Here is a 23,511-nt window from a genome sequence, read left to right as displayed (position 1 = left end):
CGGTGACCACCACCGAACCGACGACCCGGCCCCGGCTGAACCCGAGAACCGCCGTCGTCCTCGTCTACACGGCCGCCATGTGCATGAACGGCCTGGACTCGACCATCGTCAACCCGGCCCTGTTCACCATCGCGGGCGACTTCGGGCAGCCCGTCTCCGCCGCCAACACCGTCGAGACGGCCTTCCTCGTCGCCCTCGCGCTGGCCCTGCCGGTCGCCGGCTGGCTCGGCGACCGCTACGGCACCAAGCGCGTCTTCCTCGGCGCGCTCGCCGTCTTCACCACCGCCTCGGCCGCCTGCGGTCTGGCGCCCAGCCTGTCCGCGCTGGTCGTGGCGCGGGCCGTGCAGGGCCTGGCGGGCGGCCTGCTGACCCCGGTCGGCATGACCCTGCTGTTCCGCGCTTTCCCGCCGCACGAACGGGCCAAGCTGGGCAAGGTGCTGATCGTTCCGACGGCCCTGATGCCCGCGCTCGGCCCGCCGCTGGGCGGCTTCCTCACCCAGCACCTGTCCTGGCACTGGCTGTTCTTCGTGAACGTGCCGATCGGCGCCGCCGCCGTCCTGCTCGGCGTCCTCGGCCTGCGCGAGCACGTCGAGGGCGTACCGGGGCCGTTCGACCGAGCCGGGTTCTGGCTCGCCACCCCGGGCCTCGGACTGCTCACGTACGCACTCGGATTCGGGCCGTCGCACGGCTGGACGCAGCCCGCCGTCGCCGTCAGCGCCGTACTCGGAGTGGCCCTGCTGACCGCCGCCGTCATCCACCAGCTCCGCACGCCGGAGCCGCTGCTGAAGCTGCGGCTGCTGGCCGGACGGGCATACGGCACGGCCTCCGCGCTCGCGGTGCTCACCGCCGCCGGCCTGATGGGCGTGCTGTTCGTCTTCCCGCTGCTCTACCAGGCGGCGCTGGGCGCCTCGGCCCTGGACGCGGGCCTGAGCGTCTTCCCGGAAGCGATCGGCCTGATGCTCGCCTCCCAGGTCGTCGACCGGCTGCTGCCGCGCATCGGCCCGCGCCGCCTCGTGGTGCCCGCGCTGCTGCTGGCCGCGGTGGTCTTCGCCGCCCTAGCCGTACCGGGCGCAGCGGACAACGCCTGGCTGGTGCGCGCCCTGATGTTCGCCATCGGCCTGGTACTCGGCACGGCCGTGCTCACCGTCCAGCTCGCCGGATTCGAGAACATCGCGCCGCCCGACATGGGCCGCGCGATGGGCCTCTTCCAGATCGTGCGCACCCTGGGCGGCGCCCTCGGCATCGCCGTCTGCGCGGGCGTGATCGGCGGCCACGGCACCGACGGCACCGGGCCGGGCCCGTACCGGCTCGCGGTGTGGGTGACGGCCGCGCTGGTCGCGGTGGGCGCGCTGGTCGCGCTGCGGCTGCCGAAGGAACCGCCGCAGCCGCCGCCGTTCGACGACGACCTCGATGAGGAAGCGGGGGAGGGGGCACCGGCCCCGGCGGCGGGCTGAGCCGCGCCGCACCGGATACGACCGCGCCCCGGACCCGCACTCGGGTCCGGGGCGCAGTGCGTCGGCGAGGGGGCTCAGCCGCCGGACAGCAGATCCGCCAGCCCGGCCGCCAGCCCCCCACGCCAGCACGCGTAATCGTGCCCGCCGTTGAACTCCTCGTACGTCACGTCGTAGCCGCGCGCCCGCAGGACGTTGCGCAGGCGGCGGTTCTCCGCGAGCAGCATCCACTCCTGGAGGCCGACCTCCAGGCGCAGGCGCACAGGACGGCGTTCGGCGGTGGCGTACTGGCCGGTCAGCCACTCGGTGCCGCGCTCGTCGTCCGGCCACCAGAAGGAGCCGGACTGCGAGAGCGCCAGACCGAACCGGTCCGGTCGCCGGAAGGCCGCGTATGCCGCGGTCAGGCCGCCCGCGCTCTGCCCCGCGACGACGGTACGTTCCGGGCGCAGCCCCGCCCCGTACGCGTCGGCGGCCCACGGCAGCAGCGTGTCCGCCAGCCAGTCGACGAACTCCCCGCTGCAACTGAGGTCTTCCATCCGCCGCCCCATCGTGTCCACGAGCAGGGCGACCGTCGGCGGTACGGAGGCGTCGGCGTGCAGATTGTCGAGCAGGTCACCGGCGCCGAGGACCGGGCCCCACATCTCGCCGTCCAGCAGTACCGCGACCGCGTACGGGCCGCCGTCCGTGCGGTGGCCGGGCGGCAGATGAGCCGTGATGTTCCTGCCGTCCACCTGGGTCTGTACGGAGGTGCCGCGCGCCGCGTCGGGCCTGCGGCCGGTGCACGGCTGTGCCGGGGCGCCGGGCAGCTCCAGTACGGAGGCCGGGTTGCGGCCGTCCCGCGACGGCAGGACGGGCGCGGTGTTCAACGGGTCGGGGACGGCGCTGTCCAGGACCTTCAGCCACGCCTTGCGGTCCGTACGCAGCAGGTCCTCGCGCGGGCCGGTGCCGGGGTGGAACTGGTACGAGGCGCGGTGGTCGGAGCGCAGCCGGTGGCTGAGGGCCCAGACCGCGGTGCCCTCGACGCGGGTCATCAGGTTCGGCGTCAGGTCGCCCGCGTGCCGGTCCCGGTCGGTGACGGTGTGGAGGAGCGTCAGTACGTCGGTGGCCGGGCGGGCCGGATCGTCCCGCCAAACGAACGTGACCAGGACGTGGCCCGGCTCGCCGTCCGGGTCCGGTTCCACGAGCGGCGTCCCGGCCGCCTCGGCGCGGTGCCAGAACTCCTCCTCGGCGCCGGGCCGTCCGGCCCGTACGTCCTCGGCGAGGCCGCGCAGCAGCGGACTCCGGACAGCGGTCACTTCCGTACCCCTCTCGTCGGGTGCGTCAGGAGAAGACATCGCGTCAGACACGGGTCGCCGCCGAACGGCCCAGCAGCACCCACAGCAGGAAGGGCCCGCCCAGCACCGTCGTCACCACACCCACCGGCACCTCCGTGCCCGCGAAAACGATCCTGCCGACCGTGTCCGCCGCCACCACCAGCAGCGCGCCCGTCAGCATCGTGCCGACCAGCGGCACCCGCAGCGGCCCCGCCAGCCGCGACGCGATGACCGGCGAGGCCAGCGCCACGAAACCGACCGGCCCGCAGATACCGACGGCCAGGCCCGCCAGCGCCACCGCCAGCAGCAGGCACACCGCGCGCGTACGGCCCGGAGTGGCGCCCAGCGAGGAGGCCGTGGCGTCGTCGAAGCGCAGCACGCCCAGATGGCGGGCGACCGCCAGGCTCAGCGGGACCAGCACGGCCAGGCCGATCAGGACGGGCACGGCGACCGCGTAGCTGCGTCCGTTGAGGCTGCCCGAGGTCCACACGTACAGCGAGCTCGCCGAGTTGAGCGAGCGCCGGGACAGGGCCACCTGGGTGGCGGCGGAGGCCAGCGCGGACATCGCCAGGCCCACGACCAGCACGCGGTAGCCGCGCTGTCCGAGGCCCCCGGAGACGACGGTGACCACGATCGCCGCGACCAGCGCGCCCAGCGGGCCCGCCCACCAGGCGCCGAACGTGCCGGTCGCGCTGAGGGTGACGGACAGCAGGACGGCGGCGGTCGCGCCGTCGTTCACGCCGAGCAGTTCGGGGGTGGCGAGCCGGTTGCGGGCCAGCGTCTGGGTGAGGCAGCCGGCCAGGCCCAGCGCCGCGCCCGCCGCCAGCCCGGCCACGATGCGCCCGAGCCGGAACTTCTGCACCAGCAGGACGTCGAACCGGTCGCCCTGGCCGAAGATCGCCTGGAAGGTGCGGGTCACGCCCATGTCGCTCTGCCCGGCGTACGCGGACAGCACCACCGCCACCAGGAGCAGCACGGCCAGCAGGAGCCCCGCGAGCGTGGCGCGCCGGGCGACCAGGAAGGAGAGCGGGCCGCGGCGCAGCACGAACGTGTCGGCGGGGCGCACCCGGCCGGGCTTCGGGGCACGGGGCTTCGGGAGACGGCGCGTCAGGCGCTCCCGCAGCGCGTGCAGTACGCCGCGCGCCGCCTTGCCCGGCGTGCGCTCCTCGGTCGCCGGTTCGGTCATGCCCATCGCGGTGAGCTGCCGGGACCGGACGATGCCGATGAGGACGGGCGCGCCGATCAGCGCCACGATGACGGAGACCGGCGCCTCGAACGGGCGGGAGACCACCCGGGCCGCCACGTCCGCGAGGACCAGGACGGCGGCACCGATCAGCCCGGCCAGCAGCAGCCGGGCGGCGAGCCGGGTCCCGGCGACCGCCCGCGCCAGGAAGCCCGCCAGCAGCCCGAGGAAGGAGATGGGACCGGCCAGCGCCACCGCGGCCGCGGTCAGCAGCGTCACGCCGACGGCGACCACCGTACGGATCACCGGCGGCCGGTGGCCGAGGCTGCGGGCCAGGTCGTCGCCGAGCGCCAGCGCGGACAGCGGCCGGGCGACCAGCAGCGCCACCAGGAACCCGACGACGAGCACGGGCGCGAGCCGGCCCAGTTCGCCGAACCCCTCCACCCCGGCCAGCGAACCGAGTACCCAGAACCGGAACCGGTCGTAGGTCTCCGCCGAGTTCACCACGATCACACTGGTCAGCCCGCCGAAGGTGGCGCCCAGCGCGGATCCGGCCAGCACCAGCCGCATCGGCGAACCACCGCCCCGGCGCCCCGCGATGAGCAGCACCAGTCCACTGGCGACCACCGCCCCGGCGAACGCGCACACCAGGTAGGCGTAGCCGCTGTCCAGGCCCAGCAGCGCGATGCCCGCCACGACACCGAACGAGGCCCCGGCGTTGACGCCGAGCAGACCGGTCTCGGCGAGCGGGTTGCGGGTGACGGCCTGGAGCAGGCACCCGGCGACGCCGAGCGCGCCGCCGACGAGCAGGGCGGTGAGCGTACGGGGCAGCCGCAGGTCGCCGACGACGAGAGCCAGCCGCGGGTCGCTGCGCGCGCCGCCGCGGTCGAGCAGGTAGTCCAGGACGCCGCTCGCGCCGACCTCGCCGGCGCCGACGCACAGGGACACGGCGGCCAGGACGAGGACGGCGGCGGTGAAGCCCGCCACGGCGAGCGCGACGGTGCGGCGCGTGGTGCCGGCGGGACGCTCTTCCGAGGGGTGCTCGTCCTCGGTGCGCTCGCCGGGGCCGGCGGCGGGTCGTCCGGAGGCAAAGCGCGGGTCATCGGCAGGGGGTCGGGCAGCCTTTTGCGCCACCGCGCCCGGCAACGCGACGCCTTCGGCGCCGTGTTCGGAGGGCGGGGTGGCTATACCCGTACGCTGCTTTTGCATAAGGTGAGGCTAGCCTAACCATTTCTGCGGCGTGCGGGCGGAATGGCAGAGTGGCTGGGCGCCTGTCCTATATTAGGTTAGGCTTGCCTAACAAATGGGGAGGTTGCTCATGCCTGAGCACATACCGGGCCGTGCCGAATTCACCGGCCGTATCGCGCTGGTGACCGGCGCCGGGCAGGGCATCGGCGCCGCGGTCGCCGCCGCCCTGGCGCGACAGGGCGCCCACGTCGTGGCCACCGACCGCACCGCACCCGCGGCAGCGCCCGCCGGGGACGACGGCGCCGGAACCGTCACCACCGAGGCCATGGACGTCACCGACCGCACCGCGGTCGACGCCACCGTCGAACGCGTCGAGCGCGAACTCGGCCCGATCGCCGTCCTGGTGAACGTCGCCGGCATCCTGCGGCCCGGCGCCGCCGCCGAGCTGACCGACGCCGACTGGGCCGACACCTTCGCCGTGAACACCACCGGCGTCTTCCACACGTCACGCGCCGTCGCCCCGCACATGGTCGAGCGCGGCGCCGGAAGCATCGTCACCGTCGGCTCCAACGCCGCCGGCGTCCCCCGTACCGGAATGGCCGCGTACGCCGCCTCCAAGGCCGCGGCGGCCATGTACACCAAATGTCTGGGGCTCGAACTCGCCCGCAGCGGAGTGCGCTGCAACATCGTCGCGCCCGGCTCCACCGACACCGCCATGCAACGCGCGCTGTGGACCGACGACGACGCCCCCCGCCGTGTCATCGCCGGCGACCCGCAGACGTACCGCACCGGCATCCCTCTCGGCCGGATCGCCGACCCGTCCGACATCGCCGACGCGGTCGTCTTCCTCGCCTCCGACCGCGCCCGGCACATCACCATGCAGGAGCTGTACGTCGACGGCGGCGCCACCCTGCGGTGACCCGCGCCGCGCCCCGCCGCCCGGGACGCGCGCACACCGCACCCCCGCTCTCCGCACGCCCCCTCCGCACCACCACCCGTATCAGCCATACCCCGGAACCTCGCACCCTTCCGAGAATTGGAGCTCCCGTGCCGACGGCACCCGAAGTCGCCACGCACGTCCCCCTCGCCGAGACGGCCCACCCCGCCGTGGGAGCGGCCACCTCGCTCCTGGGCGCCTACACCCCCGGCGCCCGCTTCCTCGGCACGCCCACGCGCACCATCCTCGCGCAGGGCACCCACAGCGAAGTCCCGCACGACGAACGCCCCCTGCACCGGCGGGTCGCCGCCACCCTTGGCGCCGCACAGGCCGCGGGGCACGACGCCCCCATGGTCATCGGCGCCGTGCCCTTCGACCAGACGGCCCCGTCCGCGCTCACCGTGCCCGCCACCGTCCGCACCGCGCCGCCGCTCACCGCCGACCCGCTGATCGCGCTGCCCGCCGACCCGCCCGCCGCGACCCACTGGGACATCAGACCCGTACCGGCCCCCGAGGTCTATGGCGCCGGCGTGGCCGCCGCGGTCGAGCGCATGTGGCGCGGCGAGTTCAGCAAGGTCGTCCTCGCCCGCACCCTCGAACTGACCACCCCCGAGACGCTCGACATCCCCGCGCTGCTCCAGCGACTGGCCCGCCGCGACCCCTCCGGCTACACCTTCGCGCTGCCCACCGCGCCCGGCCGCACCCTCCTCGGCGCCAGCCCCGAACTGCTGGTCACCCGGCGCGGCCGGCGCGTCGTCGCCAACCCGCTGGCCGGGTCCATACCGCGCAGCGACGACCTGGCCGAGGACGTCCGCCGGGCCGCCGCCCTGCTGGAGTCCGCCAAGGACCTGCACGAGCACGCCGTCGTCGTGGACGCCGTCCACCGGGCCCTCGCCCCGTACTGCTCCGACCTCGACGTCCCCGTCCGGCCCACCCTGGTGCGCACCGCCGCCATGTGGCACCTGTCCACCACCGTCACCGCCACCCTCGCCGCGCCGGACACCTCCGCCCTGGAGCTGGCCTGCGCCCTGCACCCCACCCCGGCGGTCTGCGGCACCCCCACCGACACCGCCCGGCAGGTGATCACCGACACCGAACCGTTCGACCGCGGCTTCTTCACCGGTATGGTCGGCTGGGGCGACGCGTCCGGTGACGGCGAGTGGGTGGTGACCATCCGCTGCGCCGAGGCCGAGGAGCGCGCCCTGCGTCTGTACGCCGGAGCGGGCATCGTCGCCGCCTCCGACCCCGGCGCCGAGACCGCCGAGACCGGCGCCAAGTTCCGTACCTTCCTGAGCGCCGTCGGAGCCGAACTGTGACCGATCAGTACGCCTACGCCCACTCCCACGCGCCCACCTGGCCCGCGGAGTTCGCCGAGCGCTACCGCGAGGCGGGCTGGTGGCGCGGCGAGACCTTCGGGCAGATGCTGCGCGACCGGGCCGCCGCCCACCCGGACCGGGTCGCCGTCGTGGACCCGGCCGGCGAGGGCCGCCGCTGGACGTACGCGGAGCTGGACCGCCGCGCCACCCGGCTCGCCGCCGGACTCCACGCGCGCGGCATCGTCCGCGGTGACCGGGTCGTCGTGCAGCTCCCGAACGTCGCCGAGTTCTTCGAGGTGATCTTCGCGCTGTTCCGCCTCGGCGCCCTCCCCGTCTTCGCGCTGCCCGCGCACCGCGAGACCGAGATCCGCTACTTCTGCGAGTTCACCGGCGCCGCCGCGTACGTCATCGCCGCCGAGCACGGCGGCTACGACTACCGCGCCCTGGCCGCGACGGTACGCGACGACGTCCCGGGCCTGCGCCACGTCTTCGTCACCGGCGGCGACCCGGGCCCCTTCGAGGCGCTCTCGGACGTACCGGCCGACCCGGCCTCCGACACGGCTGCCTGGGACGAGCCCGCGCCGGACGACCTCGCCTTCCTCCAGCTCTCCGGCGGCAGCACCGGCGTCCCCAAGCTCATCCCGCGCACCCACGACGACTACATCTACTCGCTGTGGGGCTCCAACGAGCTGTGCGGCGTGGACGAGCACAGCGTCTACCTGTGCGTCCTGCCCGCCGCCCACAACTTCCCGCTCTCCTCGCCCGGTTCGCTCGGCGCCCTGTACGCGGGCGCCCGCGTCGTGCTGAGCCCGCAGCCCAACCCGGACGTGGCGTTCCCGCTCATCGAGCGCGAACGCGTCACCATCACCGGCCTGGTCCCGCCGCTCGCCCTCGTCTGGACCGAGGCCGCGCCCACGACGCCGTACGACCTGAGCAGCCTCGACGTGCTGCTGGTCGGCGGCGCCAAGTTCAGCGAGGAGGCCGCCCGGCGCGTCCGGCCCGCCCTCGGCTGCACCCTCCAGCAGGTCTTCGGCATGGCCGAGGGCCTGGTGAACTACACGCGGCTGGACGACCCCGAGGAGACCATCGTCACCACCCAGGGGCGGCCCATCTCCCCGGACGACGAGATCCGCGTCGTGGACGACGAGGACAACGACCTGCCCGTCGGCGCGACCGGCCATCTGCTCACCCGCGGCCCGTACACCATCCGCGGCTACTGGAAGGCGCCCGAGCACAACGCCCGCTCCTTCACCGCGGACGGCTTCTACCGCACCGGCGACGTCGTCCGGCTCACCCCCACCGGCCACCTCGTCGTCGAGGGCCGCGCCAAGGACCAGATCAACCGCGGCGGCGAGAAGATCGCCGCCGAGGAGGTCGAGAACCACCTGCTCGCGCACCCCGCGGTGCACGACGCCAACGTGGTCGCCGAACCCGACCCGTACCTGGGCGAACGCACCCTCGCCTACGTGATCCTGCGCTCCGGCGCCGAAGCGCCGACCCCCGTCGCCGTCAAGAAGTTCGTCCGGGCCCGCGGCCTCGCCGCCTACAAGGTGCCCGACCGCGTCGTGTTCGTGGACGCCTTCCCGCAGACCGGCGTCGGCAAGATCTCCAAGAAGGACCTCCGGTCCGCCGCGACCTCCGCCACCGGCGACGCCTGACCGCTCCCGACCCTCCGCCTCCACAGTCCTGAAGGGACCGCACCGCACCATGGCCCTGCCCGCCATCGCCCCCTACCCCATGCCGTCCGCCGGCGACCTGCCCGCGAACCGCGTGGACTGGAAGGCCGACCCGTCGCGCGCCGTCCTGCTCGTCCACGACCTGCAGAACTACTTCCTGTCGGCCTTCGACACCCAGGCGTCCCCCGCCACCGACCTGCTGCGCAACGTGGCCGCGCTGAAGAAGGAAGCCGCCCGGCTCGGCATCCCGGTCCTCTACACCGCGCAGCCCGGCGGCCAGACGCCCGAGGAACGCGGTCTCCAGCAGGACTTCTGGGGCCCCGGCCTGCCCGCCGACGAGCACGCGGCGGCCATCGCCGACGCGGTCGCCCCGGGCCCGGACGACACCGTGCTGACCAAGTGGAAGTACAGCGGCTTCGTCCGCACCGACCTCGAAGAGCGGATGCGCGGCCTCGGCCGCGACCAGCTCGTCATCACCGGCGTCTACGCCCACATCGGCGTCATGATGACCGCCTGTGACGCCTGGATGCGCGACCTCCAGGCGTTCCTCGTCGCCGACGCGGTGGCCGACTTCTCCGCCGACGACCACGCGATGGCATTGCGCTGGGCGGCCGCCAAGTGTGCCGTGGTCACCACCACCGCCACCGTCTTCGAAGGGAAGTGACCCCCATGGCATTGACGCTGGAGCAGTTGCGCAAGGACGTCGCGGACGTCCTCGGCGAGGACCCCGCCGACATCCCCGACGACGAGAACCTCGTCGACTACGGCCTCGACTCGGTCCGCCTGATGGCCCTGGCCGGCCGCTGGAACCGTGACCACGGCATCGAGGTCGCCGTCACCGACCTCTCGGAGGAGCCCGCCCTGGAGAAGTGGGCGGTGCTGCTCGGCGCCACCGGCTGAGCCTCCGTACGTACGGCAGCGGGGCGGTACGCGGATCGCTCCGCGCACCGCCCCGCTCCGTATCCGCGTGGCGCCGTCAGACGCCCGGCGGCACCCGCGACGGACGGCCGCTGCCGCGCGTCATCGCGTACCCGCCGATCCCGGCCAGCGCCGCCAGCACACCGCCCGCCGCCGTCCACGCCCACCGGTCGGACCACCGGCCCGAGGACCAGCCGCCCTCCGGCTCGGACGCGGCGACCGACCGCTTGCCCGCCGCCGAAGCCGACGCCGACGGCTCCGGGGAGGCGCTCTCCCCGTCCTTCGGGCTCGCGGCGGCGGCCCCCGGCACCAGCGGGGTGGCCAGCTTGCCGTCCACCGCGTACGCGCCGCCCGTCCCGGCCACCGTCGGCTCGAACTCCGCGTGCACCGGCAGACCCAGGTCGTCCTGCGGCAGATCGGTGACCGTCAGCCGCACGTAGTACGTGCCCGGCAGCGGATCGTTGGACGACTGCTCGGCCCAGGAACGGACCGTCCGCAGCGTGCAGGACAGCTCCACCGAAGCCGCGTCCGCGGCCGCCGCCCTGGTCTGCGGCCCGTACGTGCACGCCTGACGCCGCCGCAGCCCGTCGTACACGTCGAGCTGCCAGGTCGCCGCGCCGTGCCGGGCCGCCTTGGGCAGCGACACCTTCGCCTTCATCGTGGCGCGCTGCCCGGTGTCCACCGGCACCGCCCAGTACAGGTAGTCACCGGTGGACGCCCCGGCCGTCGCCCGCTGCCCCGGCTGCACCGGCGTCGCGGTACGGAACGACGTCCCCGCCTCCGTCGGCCCCTCGGCACTCCCGCTCGCGGAGGGCGACGGACTGTCCGCCACCGCCCCGCCCGCCGTACCGAAGAGCGCGGCCCCCGCCAGCAGCGCGGCGGTCACAAAAGTACGCGTACGCATCAGTTGGTCCTCCAGACGGCGACACGCCAGCGCGACAGCCAGCCCCACAGCAGACCGGCCACCAGGCCGACGAGCACCAGCGCACCCAGGAACCACCAGCCGCGGCCCAGACCGAAGGACGCCACGTCCGAGGCGTCCGACGGGCCGTCCACGACGTCGACGGCCAGCTCCACCGGCAGCCCCGGCTCGGTCTTGACCCCGGCCGGCGCCGCGAAGGAGTTGCTCAACTGGAGGCAGACCGTCTCCGGCGCGTCCTTCGCCGCGCCGTCGGCGTTCTTCAGCGGCGCCTTCGGGTAGCGCAGCCCGGACGAGATGACGTCGGTACGCCCGTCACCCGCCTCCGAGCCGCGCACGATCTCCCGGCCGTGCACGGTCGAGGCGCGCAGCAGCACGCCGTAGTCGTTGTTGACGGCACGGTCGGCGCCGATGCTCGCCGACGCGCGCAGCTCCTGGCCGGGCCGTACGTCCACCCGGTACCAGCGGTGCTCGGCGAACTTTTCCCGGTCGGTGTACAGACCCGGCTTGAGCACCGGCGCCTTGGCGCACTGGTCGGCGCCCTGCGTCGCGACCGGCGTCACCACCGGATCGGCCGCCCGGTCCACCAACTGGTGCACCCGGTCCCGCAGTTCCTTGGTGTGCTGGACGGAGGTGTACGTACCGCCGGTGGCCTCCGCGATGCAACTGAGCTGCTTGCGGGTCTTGGCGTCCGGCAGCAGCCCCAGCGTGTCCACGGTCAGGTGGATGCCCTTGGCGGCGATCTCCCGCGCCACCTCGCACGGGTCGAGCGGGGCGCAGGTGTCCTCGCCGTCGGTGATCAGCACGATCCGGCGGGTCGCGTCACCGCCCTTGAGGTCGTCGGCCGCCCCCAGCAGGGCCGGGCCGATCGGCGTCCAGCCGGTGGGGCGAGCGTCGCCACCGCGGTCTTCGCCTCGGTCCGGTCGAGCGGTCCGACCGGGTAGAGCTGCTTGGTGTCCTTGCACCCGGTCTGCCGGTCCGGGCCCGGATAGTTCGCGCCGAGGGTACGGATGCCGAGCTGGACCTCGCCCGGCACCGCGTCCAGCACCTCGTTGAACGCCTGCTTCGCCGCCGACATCCGGCTCTGCCCGTCGATGTCCCGCGCCCGCATCGAACCGCTGACGTCGAGCACCAGCTCGACCTTGGGGGAGGGCTTCTTCGTGTCCGGTTCGTCGGCGGCTGCCGCGGAGGTGGGCAGCAGCCCCACGGCCAAGGTGGCGAGCAGGCCGCACACCCCGGCCGCCAGCCGTTTTCTTGTGATCATCGCCGGATCGTATTGACGATCGGGCTCGGCGATCAAAACGGGCGGACACCGCTGACGGGAGATCAGGGCCCGGAGGACGCGCGGCCGCCCCGGCGGACCGAGCGGTCACCGGGGCGGCCGGGGAGCGTGCGGGCGGTGCTAGTTCCAGTGCACGACCAGTCTGGCCGTGGACGGGGTGAAGGTCTTGTACGCGTCCGAGCTCCGCTCGTTCGTCGACTTCAGCCCCAGGGTCATGCTCGGCCACCGGTTGTGCTGGGCCGCCCGGGCGCTCGCCGTGACGTCGAAGGACAGGGTGCGGTTCTGGCAGGGCCGCGGCGCGGGCGAGACCCAGCCCAGCAGCCGGTACCACCGCGGCTGCCGGTCCCACGTCGTGGACGGGTAGACCCGTCCGGTGTCCCAGACCTCGACGTTGTAGGGGGCGCACGACTGGGACGTGGCGTTCCTGACGCGGAGTTCGGCCTTCCGGATCGTGCCGGGCCGGTGCAGGTCCTGGCTGCCCATCGTGATGAACGAGCGCCACACACCGTTCAGCTCGCGATTGTTCCTGAGGTCCCGCTTGCCGACGCGCGCGATGTCGTCCGTCTGACCGTGGTAGACCCTGTTCGGGTGGGCCTGGTTGACGCTCGTCCACAGGCCCACGCGGCCCCTGGGAGCGGCCGGGCCGGGCTGCCGCTGCTTGCTGACCGACATGCCGGTGTGCCCGGTCTGCGTGCCGGGGCTCGCGGCGACGGCCGCCGGGGCGGCGAGGCCGCCGACGAGACCGCAGGCCAGCAGGGCGTATCCCGACCGGGAACGCTTCCGGCCGGTGAGTGAACGGGATGTGGGCATGAGCTGCCTCCAGTGCGGGGAACGGCTGAACGGTTTCCAGCCTTTCCCCGCCGTCCGCACACCGCGCTCCCACCGCGTCCGACCGTGACAGCGGCGGCCGCGTATTCACTCGACCGACGGAAGACGATGAACGGAGGGTGACGGCGGCCCCGGGGCCGGGGCGCTGGGGGTGCTGAAGGGCTCAGCCCTTGGACCAGGTGACGGCCAGCTTCGCCGTGCTCGGGGCGAACTTCTTCCACGCGTAGGTGTCGTTCTCGTTCGCGGCCCGCAGCCCCAGGGTCATGTCCGGCCACTTGTTGGCCTTCGCCGCCTTGGCGTTGTCCGTGACGTCGAACGCCAGCACGCCGGCCGGGCACTCCCTGGCGCTGTGGCCCTTGGCGTCGGTGACGGTGGCCAGCAGCTTGTACCACTTCGGCTGCTCATTCCACGTCGTGCTCTTGTAGGCGCGGCCGGTGTCCCAGAGCTGCACGGGCCGCTTGGCGCACGACCAGGAGTAGGTGTTCTTGATCTCGAACGCGGCGCTCTTGATCGTCCCGGTCCGCTGCAGGTCCTTGGTGCCCATGGTGATGAACGAGCGCCAGGTCCCGCCCGTCTCGTTCTCGTGGCCGACGCGGGCGACGTCCCCGGTCTTCGCCCAGTAGGACGTACTCGGATACTTCTTGTTGACGCTGGTCCACAGGCCCACCGGCCCCCTGGGAGCGCGCGCCTCGGGCAGGCTCTGCTCGGTGGTGTACGTGCCGGACGGGTTGGCGTACACCCGCACGGTGTCGGTGCGCTGCGACCGCACCTCCACCCGCCGGCCGGAAGAGGCGGCCTGCTCGGAGGCCCGCCGGAACTCCGCCTGCTGGGCCGCGGACGACCGCGGCTTCGTGTCGTGGGCGTCGGAACCCGCGGCCCAGGCGGAGGGGACGGCCAGGCCGCCGACGACGCCGCAGACCAGGACGGGATACCACGGGCCGGACGGCTTCCAGCCGGTGAGGGAACGGGATGTGGGCATTGCGCACCTCTCATTGCCGGGAGCGGCGAACGTACAAGGGCCCGTCACCGCCACCCGCACGCCGCGCCGCCCCTGCGGCCGTCCGGGGGAAGCCGCCGGCCTCACAATTCACTCGTTCGTCGGAAGGATGAGGACGGAGGGTGACGGCAGACGGGTGGTGCGCGCGGCCCTCGGGCGGGGATATCGCGTCAACGTCTCCGCTGTTCCCTGCGGCTGTCCGCTGTCCGCTGCCCGGCGCTCCGCATCGACATGGACGTTCCGGCACGGCGCCTCGCGTCGCCGCTCCTACGCCGCTCCTCCCGCCACCCCCTGCGCCCGTCCCGCCGACGCGTCCCGCTCGCGCGCCGCGGTGGCGATGTTGCGCGCCATCCCGCCGAACACCACCGAGTGGAACGGCGCGACACTCCACCAGTACGCATGGCCCGCCAGCCCGTGCGGATGGAACACCGCCCGCTGGAGATAGACCGTACGGCCCGCCCGGTCCCGTCCCACCTTGAGCTCCAGCCACGCCAGCCCCGGCAGCCGCATCTCGGCGCGCAGCCGCAGCAGCCGACCCCGGTAGATCTCCTCGACCCGCCAGAAATCGAGCGAGTCACCGGCCCGCAGCCGCTCCGCGTCCCGCCGCCCCCGGCGCAGCCCGACACCGCCCGCCAGCCGGTCCAGCCACCCCCGCAACGTCCAGCCGAGCGGGAAGGAGTACCAGCCGTTCTCCCCGCCGATGCCCTCGATGACGTCCCACAGCGCCTCGGGCGAGGCGTCCACCCGGCGTGCCCTGCGGTCGGTGTAGAGACTGCCGCCCGCCCAGTCCGGGTCGGTCGGCAGCGGGTCGCTGGGGGCCCCGGGCACCGAGGCCGACGACCAGCGGGTGGCGACCCGTGCCTCCCGTACCCGGCGCAGCGCCAGCTCCACCGCACGGTCGAAGCCGGTCAGCCCGCCGGGCGGGTCCGGTACGTACCGCGCGATGTCGTGCTCCTCGGCCACGGCCTCGTGGCGCAGCGACTCCGCCAGCGGACGCGCGATCCCCGCCGGTACGGGCGTCACCAGCCCCACCCAGTGACTGGAGAGCCCCGGCGTCAGCACCGGCACCGGCACGATCAGACGGCGGGGGAGCGCCGCGACCCGCGCGTAGCGTTGCATCATCTGCCGGTACGTCAGTACGTCCGGGCCGCCGACGTCGAAGCCCCGGCTCACCGACTCCGGCAGCGCCGCGCAGCCCACCAGGTAGTGCAGCACGTCCCGGACCGCCAGCGGCTGGATACGGGTACGCACCCAGCTCGGCGTCACCATGACCGGCAGCCGCTCGGTCAGGTATCGCAGCATCTCGAAGGACGCCGAGCCCGACCCCATGATCACGGCGGCCCGCAGCACCGCGGTCGGCACCCCGGACTCCAGCAGGATGCGCCCCACCTCGTCCCGCGACCGCAGATGCGGCGAGAGCTTGCGCCGGTCGACACCCCTCGGCACCGGGCCGCCCAGATAGACGATCCGCCGCACGCCGGCCTTCCGCGCGCATTCGGCGAACGTACGGGCCGCCCGGCGGTCGGTGTCCTCGAAATCCTTGCCCGAGCCCAGCGCGTGCACCAGGTAATAGGCGACCCCGACACCTTCCAGCGCCGCCGTGAGCGACTCCGCGTCCGTGACGTCGCCCCGTACCGTCTCCACCTGCTCCGACCAGGGGTGATCCCGCAGCTTCCCCGGCGTACGCGCCAGACACCGCACCGGGTACCCCGCGGCCAGCAGCTCCGGCACCAGCCGCCCGCCGATGTACCCGCTCGCCCCGGTCACCAGACACCGTTCCACGCCGCGCCTCCCACAGCCGCTCGGTCCCGAAGGCCGCTCGGCCCCCGCGCCTTCTGACACCTACTACCTCGCTCCTACCCCGCGCGGCAGGCGCCCGCGAATGCGGCGCGGCAGTGGAGGGGGGTGCCTTTGGCCCCTCCGGCCCGTCGTGTAGTGTTCTCCGAGTTGCCACGGGGCCGTCAGGCGCCGCGACAGCCTTCACGCCACACCGGCACATCACCACTGCACGGCTCCTCAACGGGAAGAATTTCGGCATGCCGAAATTCGGAACAGCGACTCGATTATGAGTCGCCAGGGAAAACCGCTAAAGTAGTGAACACGCCGGAAGGCGCGAAGAAAACCCGCTCCAACAGGGGCCGGAAACGGAAAGCGGAAACGCCGAACGGATCTGGTAAGGTTGGAACCGCGAAGAAGCCGAAAGGCCGAAACGCACCGGCGGAAATCAGGACCGCGAGGATCTGATAGAGTCGGAAACGCAAGACCGAAGGGAAGCGCCCGGAGAGCCTGGTGAAACAGGCACAAAGGAAGCGTCCGTTCCTTGAGAACTCAACAGCGTGCCAAAAGTCAACGCCAGATATGTTGATACCCCGTCCACCGGCAGCAGCCGGAGGATGAGGTTCCTTTGAAAAGCCCACCAGCATCCACGCGGTGCGGGTGGCACACAGCGAGGACGCTGTGAACGGGAAGCCTATTCCGCTTCCTGTTCCGCTCTCGTGTGTGTTACCGGGAGAACCCGGAAACATTCACGGAGAGTTTGATCCTGGCTCAGGACGAACGCTGGCGGCGTGCTTAACACATGCAAGTCGAACGATGAACCTCCTTCGGGAGGGGATTAGTGGCGAACGGGTGAGTAACACGTGGGCAATCTGCCCTGCACTCTGGGACAAGCCCTGGAAACGGGGTCTAATACCGGATACGACACGGGATCGCATGATCTCCGTGTGGAAAGCTCCGGCGGTGCAGGATGAGCCCGCGGCCTATCAGCTTGTTGGTGGGGTAATGGCCTACCAAGGCGACGACGGGTAGCCGGCCTGAGAGGGCGACCGGCCACACTGGGACTGAGACACGGCCCAGACTCCTACGGGAGGCAGCAGTGGGGAATATTGCACAATGGGCGAAAGCCTGATGCAGCGACGCCGCGTGAGGGATGACGGCCTTCGGGTTGTAAACCTCTTTCAGCAGGGAAGAAGCGCAAGTGACGGTACCTGCAGAAGAAGCGCCGGCTAACTACGTGCCAGCAGCCGCGGTAATACGTAGGGCGCAAGCGTTGTCCGGAATTATTGGGCGTAAAGAGCTCGTAGGCGGCTTGTCACGTCGGATGTGAAAGCCCGGGGCTTAACCCCGGGTCTGCATTCGATACGGGCAGGCTAGAGTTCGGTAGGGGAGATCGGAATTCCTGGTGTAGCGGTGAAATGCGCAGATATCAGGAGGAACACCGGTGGCGAAGGCGGATCTCTGGGCCGATACTGACGCTGAGGAGCGAAAGCGTGGGGAGCGAACAGGATTAGATACCCTGGTAGTCCACGCCGTAAACGTTGGGAACTAGGTGTGGGCGACATTCCACGTCGTCCGTGCCGCAGCTAACGCATTAAGTTCCCCGCCTGGGGAGTACGGCCGCAAGGCTAAAACTCAAAGGAATTGACGGGGGCCCGCACAAGCGGCGGAGCATGTGGCTTAATTCGACGCAACGCGAAGAACCTTACCAAGGCTTGACATACACCGGAAAACCCTGGAGACAGGGTCCCCCTTGTGGTCGGTGTACAGGTGGTGCATGGCTGTCGTCAGCTCGTGTCGTGAGATGTTGGGTTAAGTCCCGCAACGAGCGCAACCCTTGTTCTGTGTTGCCAGCATGCCCTTCGGGGTGATGGGGACTCACAGGAGACTGCCGGGGTCAACTCGGAGGAAGGTGGGGACGACGTCAAGTCATCATGCCCCTTATGTCTTGGGCTGCACACGTGCTACAATGGCCGGTACAATGAGCTGCGATACCGCGAGGTGGAGCGAATCTCAAAAAGCCGGTCTCAGTTCGGATTGGGGTCTGCAACTCGACCCCATGAAGTCGGAGTCGCTAGTAATCGCAGATCAGCATTGCTGCGGTGAATACGTTCCCGGGCCTTGTACACACCGCCCGTCACGTCACGAAAGTCGGTAACACCCGAAGCCGGTGGCCCAACCCCTTGTGGGAGGGAATCGTCGAAGGTGGGACTGGCGATTGGGACGAAGTCGTAACAAGGTAGCCGTACCGGAAGGTGCGGCTGGATCACCTCCTTTCTAAGGAGCACTTCTTACCGGCCTTCGGGCTGGTCAGAGGCCAGAACATCGGCGAATGTCCGGTGCTGGTTGCTCATGGGTGGAACGTTGACTACTCGGCACACTTGACTCACTGGTCACTAGTACTGCTTCGGCGTGGAACGTGTCAGGGGGCGAGGGTGTCGGGCACGCTGTTGGGTGTCTGAGGGTGCGAGCGTTGCTCGCCCTTCAACGCCGGCCCCAGTGAACCGGTCCGTCAGGGCTGGGTGGTGGGTGGCTGGTCGTTGCTTGAGAACTGCACAGTGGACGCGAGCATCTGTGGCCAAGTTTTTAAGGGCGCACGGTGGATGCCTTGGCACCAGGAACCGATGAAGGACGTGGGAGGCCACGATAGGCCCCGGGGAGCTGTCAACCGAGCTTTGATCCGGGGGTGTCCGAATGGGGAAACCCGGCAGTCGTCATGGGCTGTCACCCATACCTGAACACATAGGGTATGTGGAGGGAACGCGGGGAAGTGAAACATCTCAGTACCCGCAGGAAGAGAAAACAACCGTGATTCCGGGAGTAGTGGCGAGCGAAACTGGATGAGGCCAAACCAGTCACGTGTGATACCCGGCAGGGGTTGCGTGGTTGGGGTTGTGGGAGTTCTCTTGACCGGTCTGCCGGCCGGTCGGCGAGTCAGAAACCGTTGATGTAGGCGAAGGACATGCGAAAGGTCCGGCGTAGAGGGTAAGACCCCCGTAGCTGAAACATCAGCGGCTCGTTTGAGAACCACCCAAGTAGCACGGGGCCCGTGAAATCCCGTGTGAATCTGGCGGGACCACCCGCTAAGCCTAAATATTCCCTGGTGACCGATAGCGGATAGTACCGTGAGGGAATGGTGAAAAGTACCGCGGGAGCGGAGTGAAATAGTACCTGAAACCGTGTGCCTACAAGCCGTGGGAGCGTCGCTATGCAGCTTGCTGTGTAGTCGTGACTGCGTGCCTTTTGAAGAATGAGCCTGCGAGTTTGCGGTATGTTGCGAGGTTAACCCGTGTGGGGAAGCCGTAGCGAAAGCGAGTCCGAAGAGGGCGTTGAGTAGCGTGCCCAAGACCCGAAGCGGAGTGATCTAGCCATGGGCAGGTTGAAGCGGAGGTAAGACTTCGTGGAGGACCGAACCCACCAGGGTTGAAAACCTGGGGGATGACCTGTGGTTAGGGGTGAAAGGCCAATCAAACTCCGTGATAGCTGGTTCTCCCCGAAATGCATTTAGGTGCAGCGTCGTGTGTTTCTTGCCGGAGGTAGAGCACTGGATAGGCGATGGGCCCTACCGGGTTACTGACCTTAGCCAAACTCCGAATGCCGGTAAGTGAGAGCGCGGCAGTGAGACTGTGGGGGATAAGCTCCATGGTCGAGAGGGAAACAGCCCAGAGCATCGACTAAGGCCCCTAAGCGTGTGCTAAGTGGGAAAGGATGTGGAGTCGCAGAGACAACCAGGAGGTTGGCTTAGAAGCAGCCATCCTTGAAAGAGTGCGTAATAGCTCACTGGTCAAGTGATTCCGCGCCGACAATGTAGCGGGGCTCAAGCACACCGCCGAAGTCGTGTCATTGCAGTACATACTCCTAACGGGGACTGTGATGGGTAGGGGAGCGTCGTGTGCCGGGTGAAGCAGCACCGGAAGGTAGTTGTGGACGGTTCACGAGTGAGAATGCAGGCATGAGTAGCGATACACACGTGGGAAACGTGTGCGCCGATTGACTAAGGGTTCCTGGGTCAAGCTGATCTGCCCAGGGTAAGTCGGGACCTAAGGCGAGGCCGACAGGCGTAGTCGATGGACAACCGGTTGATATTCCGGTACCCGCTTTGAAGCGCCAAACATCGAATCCATTAATGCTAAGGCCGTGAAGCCGCCCTGGAGTCTTCGGACAAAGGGGAGTGGTGGAGCCGCTGATCCAAGGTGGTAGTAGGTGAGTGATGGGGTGACGCAGGAAGGTAGTCCAGCCCGGGCGGTGGTTGTCCCGGGGTAAGGGTGTAGGACGCACGGTAGGCAAATCCGTCGTGCATGAAGTCTGAGACCTGATGCCGAGCCGATTGTGGTGAAGTGGATGATCCTATGCTGTCGAGAAAAGCCTCTAGCGAGTTTCATGGCGGCCCGTACCCTAAACCGACTCAGGTGGTCAGGTAGAGAATACCGAGGCGTTCGGGTGAACTATGGTTAAGGAACTCGGCAAAATGCCCCCGTAACTTCGGGAGAAGGGGGGCCATTGCTGGTGATGGGTCTTGCACTCTGAGCTGGTGGTGGCCGCAGAGACCAGCGAGAAGCGACTGTTTACTAAAAACACAGGTCCGTGCGAAGCCGTAAGGCGATGTATACGGACTGACGCCTGCCCGGTGCTGGAACGTTAAGGGGACCGGTTAGCTTCATTTCGGTGGGGCGAAGCTGAGAACTTAAGCGCCAGTAAACGGCGGTGGTAACTATAACCATCCTAAGGTAGCGAAATTCCTTGTCGGGTAAGTTCCGACCTGCACGAATGGCGTAACGACTTCTCGACTGTCTCAACCATAGGCCCGGTGAAATTGCACTACGAGTAAAGATGCTCGTTTCGCGCAGCAGGACGGAAAGACCCCGGGACCTTTACTATAGCTTGATATTGGTGTTCGGTTCGGCTTGTGTAGGATAGGTGGGAGACTGTGAACTCGTCACGCCAGTGGCGGGGGAGTCGTTGTTGAAATACCACTCTGGTCGTGCTGGATGTCTAACCTGGGTCCGTGATCCGGATCAGGGACAGTGTCTGGTGGGTAGTTTAACTGGGGCGGTTGCCTCCTAAAGAGTAACGGAGGCGCCCAAAGGTTCCCTCAGCCTGGTTGGCAATCAGGTGTTGAGTGTAAGTGCACAAGGGAGCTTGACTGTGAGACTGACGGGTCGAGCAGGTACGAAAGTAGGGACTAGTGATCCGGCGGTGGCTTGTGGAAGCGCCGTCGCTCAACGGATAAAAGGTACCCCGGGGATAACAGGCTGATCTTCCCCAAGAGTCCATATCGACGGGATGGTTTGGCACCTCGATGTCGGCTCGTCGCATCCTGGGGCTGGAGTCGGTCCCAAGGGTTGGGCTGTTCGCCCATTAAAGCGGTACGCGAGCTGGGTTTAGAACGTCGTGAGACAGTTCGGTCCCTATCCGCTGTGCGCGTAGGAGTCTTGAGAAGGGCTGTCCCTAGTACGAGAGGACCGGGACGGACGAACCTCTGGTGTGCCAGTTGTCCTGCCAAGGGCATGGCTGGTTGGCTACGTTCGGAAAGGATAACCGCTGAAAGCATCTAAGCGGGAAGCCTGCTTCGAGATGAGGGCTCCCTCCTCCTTGAGAGGGTAAGGCTCCCAGTAGACGACTGGGTTGATAGGCCAGATATGGAAGCCTGGTAACGGGTGGAGTTGACTGGTACTAATAGGCCGAGGGCTTGTCCTCAGTTGCTCGCGTCCACTGTGTTAGTTCTGAAGTAACGAACTCGCCTTGTCGGCTGGAGTTCATCTTCATAGTGTTTCGGTGGTCATAGCGTTAGGGAAACGCCCGGTTACATTTCGAACCCGGAAGCTAAGCCTTTCAGCGCCGATGGTACTGCAGGGGGGACCCTGTGGGAGAGTAGGACGCCGCCGAACAATTTTTGATAGTGGGAAGCCCCGCACCGTATGGTGCGGGGCTTTCTGCGTTTGTACCCCCGGCGCCGGCTGCCGGGTGGCGTAGCTCGTGGCTCACGACAGTGACGTCCCCGAAGGCCCCTCAGCCCTGCCCCGGCCCGTCCCCGTGCTCCCGCCCCCACTCCCGGGCCAGCCGCGCGAAGGCGCCGGACGCGGCGCTGCGGTAGGCCGTTTCCCGGTACAGGAGCGTCACCGTGCGGGCGGGGAGCGCGGGGGAGAGGGCGACGGGGTGCAGGCCGGGCTGTTCGCGGGTGATGGCGTCGGGCAGCACGGTGGCCAGGGGAGTGCGCCGGATCAGTTCGGTGAGGGTCGTGATGGAGTTGGCCTCCACCGCGATGTCCGGCCGCACCCCGTGCTCGCCGAAGTGCGTGTCGATGTGCAGGCGGGTGGCGAAGTCCGCGCTGAGCAGCGCCAGGCGGTGGTCGCGCAGGGAGCGGATCGGCAGCGGCGCCGTCCGGCCGGCGTACGGGTGGGTGGGGCCGACGACCAGGCTGAGGGACTCGGTGAACAGCTCGGTGCCGGTGACACCCGGCAGGTGCGGCCCGCTGAACGCGATGCCGAGGTCCAGTTCGTCCGCCAGCAGCGCCGACTCCATCAACTCCTGCGGCATCTCGCGCAGGGTCAGCGAGATGCCCGGGTGCCGGGTGTGGAATTCCCCGGCCAGCGGGCCGACGAGGTACGCGGTGAAGGTCGGCGTCGTGGCCAGGCGCAGCGTCCCGCGCGACAGGTCCCGTACGTCCAGCACGGCGCGCTCGGCCGCCTCCAGGTCCCGCAGCGCGCTGCGGGCGTAGTGCGCGTACGCCGCGCCGGCGTCGGTCAGCCGCACGGTGCGGCCCGTACGGTCCAGCAGTTGCACCTTCAGCGTCCGCTCCAGTTGTCTGACCTGCTGGGAGAGGGTGGGCTGCGAGACGTGCAGGGCTTCGGCGGCGCGGGTGAAGTTGGCGTGCTCGGCCACCGCGAGCAGATAGCGGAGGTGGCGCAGTTCCAGGGCCATACCGGCCACTGTAAGCGGTCCCGAGCAGCAGCTATAGGCAGCGCTGATAGCTGCCATGAGTTGCACGTCTTGGACGCTATAGCGGCAGGTCACGCATGGTGGAGACATCGGCTTCCCGGCCGGTTCCCCTCAGCAAGGAGTGGCTGTGCACCCCGACCTCACCGACGGCGTCCGGCGCTTCCGGCGCGACGTCCACCCCGCCAGAGCGGCCCTCTTCGAACGGCTCGCCTCCAGCCACCGGCCGGGCGCGCTGTTCATCGGCTGCTCCGACGCCAGGGTGGTACCGGAGCTGCTCACCCAGTGCGGGCCCGGTGAGCTGTTCGTGATCCGTACGGCCGGGAACCTCGTGCCGGTGTACGGGCCGGCCCCCGACGCGGTGTCGTCCAGCATCGAGTACGCGCTGGCCGTGCTCGGCGTCCGTGACGTGATCGTCTGCGGGCATTCCGGGTGCGGTGCGATGACGGCCCTGGCCACCGGTGAGGACCTGACCGAGCTGCCCGCCCTCGACGGCTGGCTGCACACGGCCGGGCCCGCCGGTCCCCGTACGGCCGCGCGGGACGGCGGGGCCGAGGCGGCCGTCACGGCGCTCGTCCACGACAACGTGACCGTCCAGCTCGCCCACCTGGCCACCCATCCGTCCGTGGCCGACGCTCTCGCGCGGGACGCGGTGACGCTGCACGGCTGGACGCACGACATCCGTACCGGAGCCGTCGACGTCCTCGATCCGCGCAGCGGAACGTTCACCCCGCTCGCCTGAGCCCCTGCCGGGCGCGGCCCGTCCGGGCCCGCCCCCACTTCCGAAAGGA

At 69.9% G+C, this 23,511-nt stretch carries 14 protein-coding genes, 3 rRNA genes and 1 pseudogene; 10 read left to right on the top strand and 8 right to left on the bottom strand.

Annotated elements, in window-relative coordinates; translation table 11 throughout:
• Window positions 1–2 precede the first annotated feature (2 nt).
• Complete coding sequence (locus EJG53_RS09725; protein ID WP_125044531.1) at window positions 3–1,454, top strand: DHA2 family efflux MFS transporter permease subunit; 1,452 nt, start codon at window positions 3–5, stop codon at window positions 1,452–1,454.
• A gap of 74 nt (window positions 1,455–1,528) precedes the next feature.
• Here the strand turns inward: EJG53_RS09725 and fes are convergent, their stop codons facing one another.
• Window positions 1,529–2,785: an enterochelin esterase gene (fes, locus tag EJG53_RS09720; RefSeq protein ID WP_125044530.1), complete on the bottom strand. Its 1,257-nt coding sequence runs from the start codon at window positions 2,783–2,785 to the stop codon at window positions 1,529–1,531.
• 4 nt (window positions 2,786–2,789) lie between these two features.
• Entirely contained in the window at window positions 2,790–5,156 is a 2,367-nt protein-coding gene (gene fhuB, locus EJG53_RS09715; RefSeq protein WP_244955075.1) for a Fe(3+)-hydroxamate ABC transporter permease FhuB, read from the bottom strand.
• A gap of 109 nt (window positions 5,157–5,265) precedes the next feature.
• Between fhuB and EJG53_RS09710 the strand changes: the two genes are divergently transcribed.
• The 5 genes from EJG53_RS09710 (at window position 5,266) to EJG53_RS09690 (ending at window position 9,964) form a co-directional block, all read left to right on the top strand.
• On the top strand, window positions 5,266–6,054 hold the full coding sequence (locus tag EJG53_RS09710; RefSeq protein WP_125044529.1) for a 2,3-dihydro-2,3-dihydroxybenzoate dehydrogenase: 789 nt from the start codon (window positions 5,266–5,268) through the stop codon (window positions 6,052–6,054).
• 128 nt (window positions 6,055–6,182) lie between these two features.
• A complete protein-coding gene (gene dhbC / locus EJG53_RS09705) occupies window positions 6,183–7,388 on the top strand; it encodes an isochorismate synthase DhbC (RefSeq protein WP_125044528.1) in 1,206 nt (401 codons plus the stop codon).
• Complete coding sequence (locus EJG53_RS09700; RefSeq protein ID WP_125044527.1) at window positions 7,385–9,046, top strand: (2,3-dihydroxybenzoyl)adenylate synthase; 1,662 nt, start codon at window positions 7,385–7,387, stop codon at window positions 9,044–9,046. Before dhbC ends, EJG53_RS09700 begins: the two co-directional genes overlap by 4 nt.
• A gap of 49 nt (window positions 9,047–9,095) precedes the next feature.
• Window positions 9,096–9,728, top strand: a complete 633-nt coding sequence (locus EJG53_RS09695) for an isochorismatase family protein (RefSeq protein WP_125044526.1) — start codon at window positions 9,096–9,098, stop codon at window positions 9,726–9,728.
• A 5-nt stretch (window positions 9,729–9,733) separates the two neighbouring features.
• Complete coding sequence (locus EJG53_RS09690) at window positions 9,734–9,964, top strand: phosphopantetheine-binding protein (protein ID WP_031012127.1); 231 nt, start codon at window positions 9,734–9,736, stop codon at window positions 9,962–9,964.
• Window positions 9,965–10,040: 76 nt separating this feature from the next.
• On the opposite strand, the gene EJG53_RS09685 is transcribed toward EJG53_RS09690, so the two are convergent.
• The 5 genes and pseudogenes from EJG53_RS09685 to EJG53_RS09665 form a co-directional block, all read right to left on the bottom strand.
• Entirely contained in the window at window positions 10,041–10,886 is an 846-nt protein-coding gene (locus tag EJG53_RS09685) for a hypothetical protein (protein ID WP_125044525.1), read from the bottom strand.
• Window positions 10,886–12,165 (bottom strand): annotated as a pseudogene (locus EJG53_RS09680) (VWA domain-containing protein). Before EJG53_RS09680 ends, EJG53_RS09685 begins: the two are co-directional and overlap by 1 nt.
• Window positions 12,166–12,303: 138 nt before the next feature.
• Window positions 12,304–12,993, bottom strand: coding sequence for a DNRLRE domain-containing protein (locus EJG53_RS09675; protein ID WP_125044524.1), 690 nt, complete (start codon window positions 12,991–12,993; stop codon window positions 12,304–12,306).
• A gap of 181 nt (window positions 12,994–13,174) precedes the next feature.
• Entirely contained in the window at window positions 13,175–13,990 is an 816-nt protein-coding gene (locus EJG53_RS09670; RefSeq protein ID WP_125044523.1) for a DNRLRE domain-containing protein, read from the bottom strand.
• 285 nt (window positions 13,991–14,275) lie between these two features.
• On the bottom strand, window positions 14,276–15,790 hold the full coding sequence (locus tag EJG53_RS09665; RefSeq protein ID WP_125044522.1) for an SDR family oxidoreductase: 1,515 nt from the start codon (window positions 15,788–15,790) through the stop codon (window positions 14,276–14,278).
• Between the two features lie 742 nt (window positions 15,791–16,532).
• Here EJG53_RS09665 and EJG53_RS09660 point away from each other — a divergent pair.
• From EJG53_RS09660 to rrf, 3 genes are all read left to right on the top strand, one after another.
• Window positions 16,533–18,061 (top strand): 16S ribosomal RNA (locus EJG53_RS09660).
• 299 nt (window positions 18,062–18,360) lie between these two features.
• A 23S ribosomal RNA gene (locus EJG53_RS09655) occupies window positions 18,361–21,481 on the top strand.
• Between the two features lie 74 nt (window positions 21,482–21,555).
• Window positions 21,556–21,672, top strand: a 5S ribosomal RNA gene (rrf, locus tag EJG53_RS09650).
• Together the 16S, 23S and 5S rRNA genes form the textbook arrangement of a ribosomal RNA operon.
• Before the next feature lie 121 nt (window positions 21,673–21,793).
• On the opposite strand, the gene cynR is transcribed toward rrf, so the two are convergent.
• Complete coding sequence (gene cynR / locus EJG53_RS09645; RefSeq protein WP_125044521.1) at window positions 21,794–22,705, bottom strand: transcriptional regulator CynR; 912 nt, start codon at window positions 22,703–22,705, stop codon at window positions 21,794–21,796.
• A 145-nt stretch (window positions 22,706–22,850) separates the two neighbouring features.
• Here cynR and EJG53_RS09640 point away from each other — a divergent pair, with 145 nt between their 5' ends.
• Window positions 22,851–23,462 carry a carbonic anhydrase gene (locus EJG53_RS09640; RefSeq protein WP_125044520.1) on the top strand — a complete coding sequence of 204 codons (612 nt, stop codon included), beginning with the start codon at window positions 22,851–22,853 and terminating at the stop codon, window positions 23,460–23,462.
• Window positions 23,463–23,511 lie beyond the last annotated feature (49 nt).

The sequence above is a fragment of the Streptomyces chrestomyceticus JCM 4735 genome, from assembly GCF_003865135.1.
Classification (GTDB): Bacteria; Actinomycetota; Actinomycetes; order Streptomycetales; family Streptomycetaceae; genus Streptomyces; species Streptomyces chrestomyceticus.
Note: the sequence above shows the minus strand (reverse complement) of the source record. Positions and strands in the feature narration are given on the sequence as shown.

What these genes read in the sequence shown, in the direction of transcription:
- fes (WP_125044530.1), bottom strand. Translation starts at nt 2,785, where the DNA reads ATGTCTTCTCCTGACGCACCCGACGAGAGGGGTACGGAAGTGACCGCT.
- fhuB (WP_244955075.1), bottom strand. Translation starts at nt 5,156, where the DNA reads ATGCAAAAGCAGCGTACGGGTATAGCCACCCCGCCCTCCGAACACGGC.
- EJG53_RS09710 (WP_125044529.1), top strand. Translation starts at nt 5,266, where the DNA reads ATGCCTGAGCACATACCGGGCCGTGCCGAATTCACCGGCCGTATCGCG.
- EJG53_RS09695 (WP_125044526.1), top strand. Translation starts at nt 9,096, where the DNA reads ATGGCCCTGCCCGCCATCGCCCCCTACCCCATGCCGTCCGCCGGCGAC.
- EJG53_RS09690 (WP_031012127.1), top strand. Translation starts at nt 9,734, where the DNA reads ATGGCATTGACGCTGGAGCAGTTGCGCAAGGACGTCGCGGACGTCCTC.
- EJG53_RS09685 (WP_125044525.1), bottom strand. Translation starts at nt 10,886, where the DNA reads ATGCGTACGCGTACTTTTGTGACCGCCGCGCTGCTGGCGGGGGCCGCG.
- EJG53_RS09675 (WP_125044524.1), bottom strand. Translation starts at nt 12,993, where the DNA reads ATGCCCACATCCCGTTCACTCACCGGCCGGAAGCGTTCCCGGTCGGGA.
- EJG53_RS09670 (WP_125044523.1), bottom strand. Translation starts at nt 13,990, where the DNA reads ATGCCCACATCCCGTTCCCTCACCGGCTGGAAGCCGTCCGGCCCGTGG.
- cynR (WP_125044521.1), bottom strand. Translation starts at nt 22,705, where the DNA reads ATGGCCCTGGAACTGCGCCACCTCCGCTATCTGCTCGCGGTGGCCGAG.